Raw genomic sequence first — 11,891 nt, 5'->3', positions numbered from 1 at the left:
GCGCTTGCATGGCATGCAAGAGGTCAGCGGTTCGATCCCGCTTAGCTCCACCAAAATTCGAACCCTCGCTACGGCGGGGGTTTTTGCTTTTTGCGCCGTTAATGTAAATGACGTTAAGCTTACGTCAGCGTGTATCGAGCAAATAAAAACCAACGTAATTTAGGAATTTTTCTCGATTTATTTTCTTGCCTGCCATTATTAACCAACATACTATTTTCTGATTGCTTATAATTTTTTAGCCGCAGAGGTGTTGATTAACAATAATGACTGACATATTTAACATCAAAGTTAAAAAAACTCTGCTGGCGTTAATTGTTTGTTTGATTTTTATTCCGCTATCTCGATTAATTTCTCCGCAAACCCTTATCGACGGAAAACAAATTTATCTGGCATGGCTGCCATTAAGCGTAATGTACGCAACCATTTGTATTTTTGGCCGTTACGCCGTTGCCCCCTTGATTATTGCGTTTGCAATTACTAATACATTTGTAATAGATCTAACTTATACACAGGCCGCTATCCTGTTATTTTGTCAGTTATTTTCCGTCTTTTTCACCTTCGCTATCATGCGCTCGTTGTCGGGGAAAAAATGGCGTAGCGGAAGGCCTGCCAAGCGCCATATCGGTCGCCGTATCTTCTGGGGCGGCTTCTTTGCCCCCATTCTGCTTAAGCTGACGATGTATCTGGCGGGGCGCTTCTTCGCCTTCCCGCTTGCCGTCTCCAGCTACTTCAGTACCGCGTCGATCATCTATTCCGTTATTGATATCCAGGCGTTGATATGCGCCGCCTTAATCTTTACTACCGCTTTCTATTACCCGATGAGAATGATGGTTTGCCCACGTTACCGGCGGGTGTTTTGGTTGCGTCATTGCCAACCGTGGCTGGTGAAAAAAAGAAGAGCCTTTACCATATATTGGTTTATGGCATTAATCACAATCATGCTGGTGCTTTGCGCGCCTTTTGATTCAGATTTAATTGCTGGATATCTGGTGCCGATTATTTTTATTCTCTACTTCATCGGTATCGGCCGGCTGGGGCATGAATTAATTCGCATTACCTGGGCTATTTCGGCATTCTTTTTAGTGGCCTATAACAAAAATTTTCTCCAGGGCGTTCAATCGGGGTACTCCTTGTCATTTGTCCTGTCGGTGTTAATTTCATTCACGATTTGTTTGTTTTACATGACGGATATTTATTCGCGTAGCGAGAGAATTAAACAGCGCTGGCGCGATCGGGCTGAAGAAGATCCGTTAACCGGGTTACCCAATCTGCGGGCGCTGGAAGGGCATTTGCGCCAATCGCCTCGGGTTGTTATTAGCAGCCTGCGTATCGAAAACCTGGACTTCCTTAGCCGTCACTACGGCATGATGATGCGTGTAGAGTGCAAACGGCAAATAGCCCGCCGTCTGCAGCCGCTCCTGGATCACCACGATAAAATTTATCAGCTCCCTGGTAGCGAGTTATTGCTGGTGATAGAGGGGCCGGAACCGGCGGCACGGTTAAACCACATCGTCTCGATGCTTAACCACGCTAAATTTAACTGGCATAACCAGGATCTGGATTTAGAGTTTGGCGCGGCGTGGGGTAGTTACAGCGGCATTGAGACCGAATTACACCCCATGCTTGGCCAGCTTAGCTGGTTATCGGAGCAGGCTGGCGCCGTGCAGCGGGTGCTGGCGTTAGATATCGCGCAGGAAGAGGTTTCCGATCAAACGACCGAACAGGTACGGATGCTGACGAAAATAAAACAAGCGCTGAACGAGCGTAGCCTCCTGCTGTATGCGCAGCCGATTCAGAACGCAGAAGGGGAGGGCTATTACGAAATCCTCACCCGTATGCGTTGCGGCGAGACGATTATCACGCCGGATCGTTTTATTCCGCTTATTGCGCAGTTCAACCTCAGCCAGCGTTTCGATATGCTGGTTCTGGAAACGCTGTTCAGCCAGATCGATCACCATCCTGGCCGACGCTTCTCCGTCAATTTGCTGCCGTATACGCTGATGCAAAAGGATAGCGCCGCTCAGATTATCGCATTGTTTAAGCGTTATCGCGTATCGCCTGCGTATATTACGATTGAGATAACCGAGGAGCAGGCGTTCTCGAATGCGGATACCAGCATGCATAATATTCAGCTGCTGAGTGAGTTCGGTTGCGCTATCGCCATTGATGACTTCGGTACCGGTTACGCGAACTATGAGCGTCTGAAGAGCCTGCAGGCGGATATCGTAAAAATTGACGGCTGCTTCGTGCACGAAATCGAGAGCGACCAGCTTGATGCGATTATCGTCAAATCCATAATCGAAATCGCGCGGGCGAAACAGCTTACGGTAGTCGCAGAGTACGTCGAGACAGAGGCGCAAAAGGCGATGCTGTTGGCGCTGGGCGTCGATTATTTACAGGGTTACCTGATTGGCAAACCGCAGCCGTTAAGCGAATTAAAGGCGTAAAAAAGCCGGGCGATAACGCTGCCCGGCTTGTTATGCTATTAACGTCAGTTTGGGATTACAGCACCAGCGCAGCGATGGAAGCTGACAACACGCTGACCAGCGTGGAACCGTAAACCAGTTTCAGGCCAAAGCGGGAAACCACGTTACCCTGCTCTTCATTCAGGCCTTTAATTGCCCCAGCGATGATACCGATAGAAGAGAAGTTGGCGAAGGAGACCAGGAAGATAGAGATGATACCTTCCGCACGCGGGGAGAGCGTCGCTGCCACTTTCTGCAGATCCATCATCGCCACGAATTCGTTAGACACCAGTTTGGTCGCCATAATACTGCCCACCTGCAGCGCTTCGCTCGCCGGCACGCCCATCACCCACGCAACCGGATAGAAGATGTAGCCGAGGATCCCCTGGAAGGAGATGCTGTAGCCAAACCAGCCGGTGACGGTCGCGAACAGGGCGTTGAGTGCGGAAATCAGCGCGATAAAGCCGATCAGCATCGCCGCGACGATAATCGCTACTTTAAAGCCTGCCAGAATGTATTCGCCCAGCATTTCGAAGAAGCTCTGACCTTCGTGCAGATTGGACATCTGCAGGTTTTCTTCGCTCTGCTCAACGCGGTACGGGTTAATCAGCGACAGGACGATAAAGGTGCTGAACATGTTAAGCACCAGCGCGGCAACCACATACTTCGGCTGCAGCATAGTCATATACGCGCCGACGATAGACATCGAAACGGTAGACATCGCGGTTGCCGCCATGGTGTACATACGGTTGCGCGACATTTTGCCGAGAATATCTTTATAGGCGATGAAGTTTTCCGACTGACCGAGGATCAGCGAGCTGACGGCGTTGAAAGATTCCAGTTTACCCATGCCGTTAACTTTCGACAGCACGGTACCGATAGCGCGGATGACAATCGGTAGAATGCGAATATGCTGTAAAATACCAATCAGCGCGGAAATAAAGACGATTGGGCACAAAACCTTCAGGAAGAAGAAGGCCAGACCTTTATCGTTCATGTTACCGAATACGAAGTTGGTGCCCTCGTTGGCGAAACCGAGAAGTTTCTCGAACATCTCGGAAAAGCCTTTCACAAAACCCAGACCGACATCGGAGTTCAGGAAGAACCAGGCCAGCAAAACTTCAATAACAAGTAATTGAATAACATAACGAATGCGGATCTGCTTACGGTTGTGACTGACCAACAAGGCCAGTATAGCCACCACAACGATCGCGAGGACAAAATGCAAGACGCGGTCCATATTTGCTCCAAATATGAGGCAGGTTAAATTTCCGTGCACATTCTATGCAACAAGCCTAAATAAAACGAGATCGAATCCACACTATTGCAAGGATATGTGACCAATAACAAAAATAGTGATCAATCGTACATTTTTGTTATGTTATGCAAAGGTATTAAAAGTTGCATTAATGTACTAATCTGATGAAAGGCGCGTTGTCCACAGCTTCACGCCCGTTTCGTTATTTGGCCTACTATCGTTCCCTCCTATCAAAGCAATCATTATCACCTTTCTAAATGAACTTGATAATCATTCGCATTTTGATAGCATTAAACATAGCAAAGGCTATATTTCCAGGGGCAGAAAATGACTAGCAGTCGCGTTGAGAATAGCAGCGGTCGCGCAGCGCGCAAGATGAGGCTCGCACTGATGGGGCCCGCGTTCATTGCTGCCATCGGCTACATCGATCCGGGTAACTTCGCCACGAATATCCAGGCAGGCGCCAGCTTTGGCTATCAATTATTATGGGTAGTGGTCTGGGCGAACCTGATGGCGATGCTGATTCAGGTGTTATCGGCCAAGCTCGGTATCGCCACCGGTAAAAACCTCGCGGAACAGATCCGCGATCACTACCCGCGCCCGGTGGTATGGTTTTATTGGGTACAGGCGGAAATTATCGCCATGGCGACCGATCTGGCTGAATTTATCGGTGCGGCCATCGGCTTTAAGCTGCTGCTCGGCATTTCCTTATTGCAGGGGGCGGTGCTGACCGGTGTCGCGACTTTCCTGATCCTGATGTTGCAGCGTCGCGGGCAGAAACCGTTAGAAAAAGTCATTGGCGGGCTACTGCTGTTTGTGGCAGCGGCCTATGTGGTTGAGCTTATCTTCTCGCAACCGGCGTTAGCGCCGCTGACCAAAGGCATGATCATTCCGAGTCTGCCTAATGGTGAGGCGGTATTCCTTGCCGCCGGGGTACTCGGCGCGACGATTATGCCGCATGTTATTTATCTGCACTCGTCGCTGACGCAGAACCTGCACGATGGGTCGCGCAAAGAACGCTATAACGCCACGCGTTGGGATGTGGCGATTGCGATGACCATCGCTGGTTTCGTTAACCTGGCGATGATGGCGACCGCCGCCGCTGCGTTTCACTTCAACGGCCACACCGGCGTGGCCGATCTCGACCAGGCTTATTTAACTCTCGAACCGCTGCTCAGCCATGCCGCCGCGACGGTTTTTGGTCTCAGTCTGGTTGCCGCCGGTCTCTCGTCGACGGTAGTTGGAACGCTTGCCGGGCAGGTCGTGATGCAGGGGTTTATCCGCTTCCATATTCCGCTGTGGTTTCGCCGGACAATCACCATGCTGCCGTCATTTATCGTGATTATGATGGGGCTGGACCCGACGCGTATCCTGGTGATGAGTCAGGTGTTGCTGAGCTTCGGGATTGCGCTGGCGCTGGTGCCGCTGCTAATTTTTACCAGCGATGCGCGGTTAATGGGCGATCTGGTTAATAGTCGGTGGGTAAAACGCATCGGTTGGCTGATTGTGGCGATTGTGGTGGCGCTGAACGGCTGGCTGATTATTGGTTCAGCATTAGATTAATACGGCAACAAAAAAGGGAGCTTGCGCTCCCTTTATCAATTAGTGGTGCCCGTGGCCGTGACCACGTCCGCCGCCCGGGCCTCGGCCCCAGCCGCCACGACGATCGTTCCAGCCTTCGCGATAGCCGCGCTCGTAAGCGCGACCGCGATCCCAGCCGCGTTTATCCCAACCGCGATGCCAGCCGTTATCATGGCGATGCCAGCGGTGATCGCGCCATTCATAATGACGACGCCAGTAATCACGGTCGCGCCAGCCGCCACCGTCCCAGTAGTTACCGTAACCGTCACGATCGCCAATTTGTAATTTTACCGATGGCAGCAGGGTGATTTCACCAGCATTAGCGATAACCGGCGCGCATGCCAGTAGTACCGCAGCCAGAATCAGTGACCTGAACATACTCTTCTCCTCACGATCGGGTCTTAAATGACCTGTTAACCAGATATTACGAGCCGGTAAAGAGACGTAGCATCAGGGAACTCTTAAATCGCAAGAAATAGCATTTTTTGCCAAAGTAAAAATGAGTTTACACCGCAAGGATCGCGTCAATAGCGGCGCACTCTTCAGCGCTGAACTGGCGATTGCTTAACATGCCTACGGCATCATCCAGTTGCGCCGTTTTACTGGCGCCGATCAGCACTGACGTCACCTTATCTTCTCGCAGCACCCAGGCTAACGCCATCTGTGAGAGCTTCTGTCCACGGCGCCCGGCAATGGCGTCAAGTTGGCGGACTTTTGCCAGCCGCTCGGCGGTGAGCTGTTCCGGCTGTAAAAAACGGCTATTGCTGGCTGCGCGGGAGTCTGGCGGAATACCGTTTAGATAGCGGTTGGTCAACTGCCCGCCAGCCAGCGGTGAAAACGCTATACTTCCCACGCCTTCGGCCTGCAGCATCGCTAATAATCCTTCTTCCACCCAACGTTCAAACATCGAATATTTGGGTTGGTGAATCAGGCAAGGCGTGCCGAGATCGTTGAGGATAGCGATAGCCTGACGCGCCTGCTCAAGCGGGTAGTTTGATAAACCAACGTAGAGCGCTTTCCCCTGGCGAACCAGATGATCCAGCGCCCGCATGGTCTCCTCCAGCGGTGTCTCCGGATCCGGGCGGTGGTGATAAAAGATATCGACGTACTCAAGGCCCATCCGCTTCAGGCTCTGGTTGAGGCTGGCGACCAGATACTTGCGCGATCCCCAGTCGCCATAAGGGCCGTCCCACATGGTATAGCCCGCTTTACTGGAGATGATGAGTTCGTCGCGGTAGGGCAGAAAATCTTCTTTGAGGATCCGCCCGAAGTTGCTCTCCGCCGATCCCGGCGGTGGGCCGTAATTGTTCGCCAGGTCGAAGTGGGTAATACCAAGGTCGAAGGCATGATGCAGCAACTGGCGGCTGTTCTCTACCTGTGTTTCATCGCCAAAGTTATGCCACAGGCCGAGAGATATCGCCGGTAGCTTCAGGCCGCTGCGCCCGCATCGGCGGTACTCCATGGCCTGATAACGCGTGTTACTTGCCTGGTAAACCATACTTCCTCCGCATCAAAACAGGGTGTGTATACGTTTACACTAATCAATGTTGTATGCGGAGTATATGGGGAAAACGCGTAAATTTTGCTTTCCACCCTCTTTGTTGCTCACAATCTGGACAGTTAAAACGCATATCTAATACTCAGATTACCTGCACAACAACAAGGATTATGGATATGCAACCGACTTACACCATTGGCGATTATCTGCTGGATCGTCTCGTAGATTGTGGTATCGATCGCCTGTTCGGCGTACCTGGTGATTACAACTTACAGTTTCTCGATCACGTGATAGCCCATCAAGATTTGGGATGGGTCGGCTGTGCTAACGAACTGAACGCGGCCTACGCCGCAGACGGCTATGCGCGTATAAAAGGCGCTGGCGCGCTGCTAACCACCTATGGCGTAGGAGAGTTAAGCGCGTTGAATGGGGTGGCTGGTAGTTATGCGGAACATATCCCGGTGCTGCATATTGTGGGCGCCCCTTCCACTGGCGCGCAGCAGCGCGGTGAACTCCTGCACCATACGCTCGGCGATGGCGATTTCACCCATTTCTCGCGGATGAGCGAACAAATTACCTGTACTCAGGCGACGCTAACGGCGGGCAACGCCTGTCATGAAATTGACCGGGTATTAAGCGACATGCTGACCCACCACCGCCCTGGGTATCTGATGCTGCCTGCCGACGTGGCGAAAGCCCGCGCGGTGCCGCCGGCCCGCACGCTGGTGATTAAGGGCCCGGCGGCCGATGAAAACCAGCTTGCCGGCTTTCGCGAACACGCGGCCAAACTGTTACGCAGCAGCCGCCGCGTGTCGCTGCTGGCGGATTTTCTCGCCCAGCGTTACGGTCTGCAAAACACACTACAGCAGTGGGTTAAGTCCGCGCCGATAACCCACGCCACCATGCTGATGGGGAAAGGGCTATTTGACGAACAAGGCTCAGGTTTTGCCGGGACCTATAGCGGGATCGCCAGCGCGCCGCAGACTCGCGAGGCGATGGAAAGCGCCGATGCCATCATCTGCGTGGGTACGCGTTTTACCGATACGATTACCGCCGGCTTTACCCATCATTTGCCAACGGAGAAAACCATCGAAATCCAGCCGTTCGCCGCGCGGGTTGGCGATCACTGGTTCAGCCGGATCCCGATGGATCAGGCGCTGGCGGCACTCATTGACGTTTCTGGCAAGCTGTCCGCCGAATGGAGCGCGCCAGATATCATCGCGCCCGACGCTTCCGGCGCGCCGCAGGGGAATCTGACGCAGAAAAGCTTCTGGAGTACGGTCGAGAAACAGCTGCGGCCGGGCGACATTATTCTTGCCGACCAGGGGACCTCGGCATTCGGCATCGCCTCATTAAAACTTCCCTCCCAGGCGACGCTGCTGGTGCAGCCGCTATGGGGCTCAATCGGCTTTACGCTACCTGCCGCCTACGGCGCACAGACAGCCGCCGCGGACAGAAGGGTGGTATTAATCATTGGCGATGGCGCCGCCCAGCTCACTATCCAGGAGATGAGCTCAATGCTGCGCGATAAGCAAAAGCTGTTAATTTTGCTGTTGAATAACGAGGGTTACACCGTCGAGCGCGCGATTCACGGGCCGGAACAGCGCTACAACGATATCGCGTTGTGGGACTGGAGCCGCTTCCCCGATGCTTTTGCGCCGGATACGCCTTCCCGCTGTTGGCGGGTAACGCAAACCGGCGAATTGGCGGAGGCGATGGCCGATAGCGTTAACTCCGATAAGTTAACGATGGTCGAAGTCATGCTGCCGAAAATGGATATTCCTGATTTCTTACGCGCGGTCACCCAGGCGCTGGAAAATCGCAACAACCGCGGCTAATCGCCGCGGCGTTTGGCAATCATCAACGGCTTCCCGGCCAGCAGTAGCCAGGCCGGGAGCATCACGATACAAAGCAGCGGCAACAGGGTGGTGTCAGGCACCACTACTGACGCCATAAACAGACTCAGCCAGCCGTCGCGGGTAACGACCAGCACCAGGCCGAGGATCGCGCAGGAGATGGTAATGGCGGCCGGTACCGCTTCAACGTGAGCATGCAGCATTAGCCCCAACGAGACGCCGACAAACACCGCCGGGAAAATACGCCCGCCGCGGAAACCGCATGCGGACGCCAGCACCAGCGCCGCCAATTTCACCACGGCAATGAGCAGAAAATCGCCAGCGCCAAGCGTCTGGCTGGAGGCCAGTTGCTGCATTTCGTCCAGACCTTTAAATAGCGTAATATGCCCGCCGATAACACCCAGGATCCCCAGTAAGAAACCACCGATGCCCAGCATTAATACCGGATTTTTTAGCCGGTGGATGAGCGCGTGCAGACGCGGCAGACACCACACGGCGACCATGCCGACGGCGATGGCGATAAGCGTGACAATCGCGCCGCTGATGATATCGACGATGCGCAGGTGCGGATAGTGCGGGATTGGCAGAGTGAAATTGGGATGGAAAAAAATACCGGTCGTCAATGCGCCTGCCGCCGCCGCCAGCAGCGGGGCGAACAGCCGATCCCATAACGGAACGTCGCTGCTGCTATTGAGCGTTTGCGAAAAAATAAGCGCCGCGGCAACCGGCGTGCCGAACAGCGCGCCGATGGTTCCCGACGCGGCGAGAATTGTCCAGTCCAGCGAACTTACCCGTGGAAACAGGCGCGAACCGAGGGCGACGGCAAGCGCTATATTGACGACCATGATCGGATGTTCCGGCCCGAGACTGACACCGCCCGCGAGGCCGAGAATCAATGCCGCCAGTAACCCCGGTAGCGCGTTGGTGGCGATGGGCGCGCCGATCAAGGATTCGGTTGCCGGATCTGGCCCCCCATGACCGGGGCTGAAACGGACCACCAGCCCCACGGCAATCCCGGTGAGAGTGAGGATGGCTATTATCCATAGCGGACTATCGGCGGCAATGCCGACATGTGCCGGCAGGTCGCTCCACAAGATGCTCTGCAGAATCGCGGCGATCTTCATCGCCACAATCAATACCAGGCTGGAAGCGATACCAATAAGAATGGCGGGTATCGATAACAACAGCATCGTTCTGGCGCGCGGGTGCAACATGAAGGGTTCCTTTTAAATGTCCTGAAGCGCTACTTTGCCTGTCTCTGTAAAGAGCTTCGGCGCAAATGGTGCTGAAACGATAAACTTAAGGCCAAACCTGACGTTGCGTGTAGGTCATAAGATGCCGTGTTACATAGATTACAGGCTAAATGTGACCAATGTCGCTAAACTACCGGCGGCTGTACGTTGGGCGTTGTTGTTATGTCGCCATGAATTTACAGTGTGCGAAAAGAATTATTTTGACTTTAGCGGAGCCGTAACGGAATGACAAAATTTGCTTTAGTAGGAGACGTTGGCGGAACTAACGCCCGTCTGGCGTTATGTGATATCGCAAGCGGGGAGATTTCCCGCGCTAAAACTTATTCCGGGCTCGATTATCCAAGCCTTGAGGCCGTTGTACGCGTCTATCTCGACGAACAAGCCGTGAAGGTCGATGATGGCTGCATCGCCATTGCTTGCCCCATCACCGGCGACTGGGTAGCGATGACCAACCATACCTGGGCTTTTTCTATTGCCGAGATGAAAAAGAACCTCGGATTCGCGCATCTGGAAATCATTAATGATTTTACCGCGGTGTCGATGGCGATCCCAATGCTCAAAGACGAGCATCTGATCCAGTTCGGCGGCGCGCAACCGGCGGAAGGTAAACCGATCGCAGTCTACGGCGCAGGTACCGGTCTTGGCGTAGCGCACCTGGTACACGTTGATAAACGCTGGGTGAGCCTGCCTGGCGAGGGCGGCCACGTTGATTTCGCGCCGAACAGCGAAGAAGAGGGCATTATTCTCGAGGAGCTACGCAACGAGTTAGGCCACGTGTCCGCCGAACGCGTTCTGTCCGGCCCGGGATTAGTTAATCTGTATCGGGCGATTGTTAAATCCGATGGCCGTTTGCCGGAGAACCTGCAACCGAAGGACGTTACCGAGCGCGCGCTGGCGGATACCTGCATTGATTGTCGCCGCGCGCTGTCGTTGTTCTGCGTCATTATGGGGCGCTTTGGCGGTAACCTGGCGCTGACCCTCGGCACTTTCGGCGGCGTGTACATCGCGGGCGGTATTGTCCCGCGTTTCCTTGAGTTCTTTAAGGCGTCGGGTTTCCGCGGCGGGTTTGAAGATAAAGGGCGCTTTAAAGCCTACGTGCAGGATATTCCGGTTTATCTCATTGTCCATGATAACCCAGGCCTACTGGGCTCCGGCGCGCATTTGCGCCAGACGCTGGGGCATATCCTCTAAACCACTCTCAGCCGGGCGGCGGTGTCTGCCGTCGCCCATCTCATTACAGATTCATCAACTGGCGAAACTCTTTCACCTTACTGCGGCTGACCGGCACCTGAAACTCAAGGTCGCGTAGCCGTAGGACGTAGGTGTTGTTGAACCATGGCTCTATTTCGCGAATTTTATTCAGATTGACGCAGTACGAGCGGTGGCAGCGAAAGAAGTGCGCAGCCGGCAGTTTGCTGCAGAATTCAGTGATGTTCATCGGCATGACGAATGATTCACGGCGCGTATAAACGAAGGTCATTTTTTCATGCGCTTCCGCGTAATAAATATCGTGAATGCTGGTGACGATGATCCGCTCGTCTTTAATCAGATTAATGGTGTCGTTTTCGCGGGTTGGGTTTTGCGCGGGCGTACCACTCGCCGCCACCTGCTGCTGTTGCTGCCAGGCGCTGGAGAGTTTCTGCAGCATGTTAATAATCCGCGATTCCTGATAAGGCTTAAGGATGTAGTCAAACGCTTCCAGTTCAAAGGCTTCCACCGCATGTTCTTTCCACGCGGTGATAAAAACGATAAATGGCTTATGCGCGAACTGGCTAATATTTTGCGCCAGCAGTACGCCGTCCAGAGAGGGAATATTGATGTCGAGAAAGATGGCATCGACTTTATTGTGCTGCAGGAATTTCAGCACATCGAGACCGTCGTCAAAGGTGCCGACGATCTCCATCTGGCTGTGAGTATTTATCAACCAGGTGAGTTCCTGCTGCGCCGGGAACTCATCTTCCACAATAATAACTTTCATAT

Annotated in this window: 9 protein-coding genes; 4 read left to right on the top strand and 5 right to left on the bottom strand. The window is 53.5% G+C overall.

Features of this window, described 5'->3' with window-relative positions:
- Positions 1-263: 263 nt before the first annotated feature.
- Complete coding sequence (locus ABLV07_RS06720) at positions 264-2,447, top strand: EAL domain-containing protein (protein ID WP_020078210.1); 2,184 nt, start codon at positions 264-266, stop codon at positions 2,445-2,447.
- Between the two features lie 55 nt (positions 2,448-2,502).
- On the opposite strand, the gene nupC is transcribed toward ABLV07_RS06720, so the two are convergent.
- On the bottom strand, positions 2,503-3,705 hold the full coding sequence (gene nupC / locus ABLV07_RS06715) for a nucleoside permease NupC (protein WP_013878156.1): 1,203 nt from the start codon (positions 3,703-3,705) through the stop codon (positions 2,503-2,505).
- A 345-nt stretch (positions 3,706-4,050) separates the two neighbouring features.
- Between nupC and ABLV07_RS06710 the strand changes: the two genes are divergently transcribed.
- Entirely contained in the window at positions 4,051-5,286 is a 1,236-nt protein-coding gene (locus ABLV07_RS06710; RefSeq protein ID WP_020078211.1) for an Nramp family divalent metal transporter, read from the top strand.
- Positions 5,287-5,325: 39 nt separating this feature from the next.
- Here ABLV07_RS06710 and ABLV07_RS06705 read toward each other — a convergent pair whose 3' ends face one another.
- Together ABLV07_RS06705 and mgrA are read right to left on the bottom strand one after the other, a co-directional pair.
- On the bottom strand, positions 5,326-5,682 hold the full coding sequence (locus ABLV07_RS06705; protein WP_013878154.1) for a DUF2502 domain-containing protein: 357 nt from the start codon (positions 5,680-5,682) through the stop codon (positions 5,326-5,328).
- A gap of 127 nt (positions 5,683-5,809) precedes the next feature.
- Positions 5,810-6,802, bottom strand: a complete 993-nt coding sequence (gene mgrA, locus ABLV07_RS06700; protein ID WP_045412341.1) for an L-glyceraldehyde 3-phosphate reductase — start codon at positions 6,800-6,802, stop codon at positions 5,810-5,812.
- A gap of 176 nt (positions 6,803-6,978) precedes the next feature.
- Here mgrA and ABLV07_RS06695 point away from each other — a divergent pair, with 176 nt between their 5' ends.
- Complete coding sequence (locus ABLV07_RS06695; RefSeq protein ID WP_045412339.1) at positions 6,979-8,640, top strand: thiamine pyrophosphate-binding protein; 1,662 nt, start codon at positions 6,979-6,981, stop codon at positions 8,638-8,640.
- Here ABLV07_RS06695 and ABLV07_RS06690 read toward each other — a convergent pair.
- Positions 8,637-9,872, bottom strand: coding sequence for an ion channel protein (locus ABLV07_RS06690; RefSeq protein WP_013878151.1), 1,236 nt, complete (start codon positions 9,870-9,872; stop codon positions 8,637-8,639). The genes ABLV07_RS06695 and ABLV07_RS06690 overlap by 4 nt on opposite strands.
- Positions 9,873-10,136: 264 nt before the next feature.
- Between ABLV07_RS06690 and glk the strand changes: the two genes are divergently transcribed.
- Positions 10,137-11,102: a glucokinase gene (glk, locus tag ABLV07_RS06685; RefSeq protein ID WP_020078214.1), complete on the top strand. Its 966-nt coding sequence runs from the start codon at positions 10,137-10,139 to the stop codon at positions 11,100-11,102.
- A gap of 43 nt (positions 11,103-11,145) precedes the next feature.
- Here glk and ABLV07_RS06680 read toward each other — a convergent pair whose 3' ends face one another.
- A complete protein-coding gene (locus ABLV07_RS06680) occupies positions 11,146-11,889 on the bottom strand; it encodes a LytTR family DNA-binding domain-containing protein (RefSeq protein WP_032712114.1) in 744 nt (247 codons plus the stop codon).
- Positions 11,890-11,891 lie beyond the last annotated feature (2 nt).

This window comes from Klebsiella sp. CN_Kp097, assembly GCF_040064495.1.
GTDB lineage: Bacteria > Pseudomonadota > Gammaproteobacteria > Enterobacterales > Enterobacteriaceae > Klebsiella > Klebsiella aerogenes.
Note: the sequence above shows the minus strand (reverse complement) of the source record. Positions and strands in the feature narration are given on the sequence as shown.